Origin of the sequence: Burkholderia sp. E168m23, from assembly GCF_016586125.1 — a bacterium.
GTDB classification, from domain to species: Bacteria; Pseudomonadota; Gammaproteobacteria; order Burkholderiales; family Burkholderiaceae; genus Burkholderia; species Burkholderia orbicola.
Genome location: NZ_BCPP01001590.1, coordinates 1 through 761, shown reverse-complemented (window position 1 = coordinate 761; position 761 = coordinate 1). Strand labels below are relative to the sequence as shown.

The 761-nt window shown below is 58.3% G+C and carries 1 protein-coding gene; it reads right to left on the bottom strand.

Going from position 1 to position 761, the window contains the following annotated elements; translation table 11 throughout:
* Positions 1–761 (bottom strand): glycosyltransferase family 4 protein (locus JMF90_RS39075; RefSeq protein WP_201326549.1); only part of this gene is annotated, 761 nt, incomplete at both ends.

The following is a 761-nucleotide window of genomic DNA, read 5'->3' as shown; positions in this document are numbered from 1 at the left end:
TATGCATCGGCATCATCCTCGGCTAGCAGGTGCACACCGGACTCCCACCCGAGTTGTTCGGCAATCAATCGGGTGGTCACCATTGGAACACCATACGATGCGGCACTATGCGCCTTTAGCGGGATGCCTGCGGCGATTCGAGTCGGGGCAATGACGACTCGTGCAGCGTCGTACCATGGCTCGAGTTCATCGACTCGGCCGACTAGGTGTACCGATCGATCCTTCAATGCGAAAACACTGGCTGCCCGGTTGTAGCCGACGACGTGGAGCTTAAGATCGGCACCAAGTTTCTCGAGAATCCTCGGCCAGATTTGCGTGACGAACCAGCGCAGCGAATCGGCATTGGGCGATTTGTCGTCGTGAATCCCACCGACGAACAGGAAATCGGAACGTTGCGCGAACGCACGCGGCGTCGGCGTCGGCTCGACCGCATGGCCGAGCACGTAGACGGGTCCCACGCCATGCGATTCGAATTGACGCTTCTCGGCTTCGGACACGGAAATGATCGCCTTGGCCGGACGGGTCAACGCAATTTCGTCTGCAATCATCTTGCGTGCTTCGTCTGACGACACGGTCTCGCCGGACAACTTTCGCTCCAGCAGTACTCGCGACGAGAACAACGATTCTGCGTCGTAAATGATAGCCGTGTCGCTCACCCACGGTGACTTGCCGCCGTTGGTTGCCCCGAGAAACGCTTCCATATTGTGCGGACGGCAAACCACGATTGCGTCGTAGTAGCCTGCCCGCTCCTTAAGAAATCG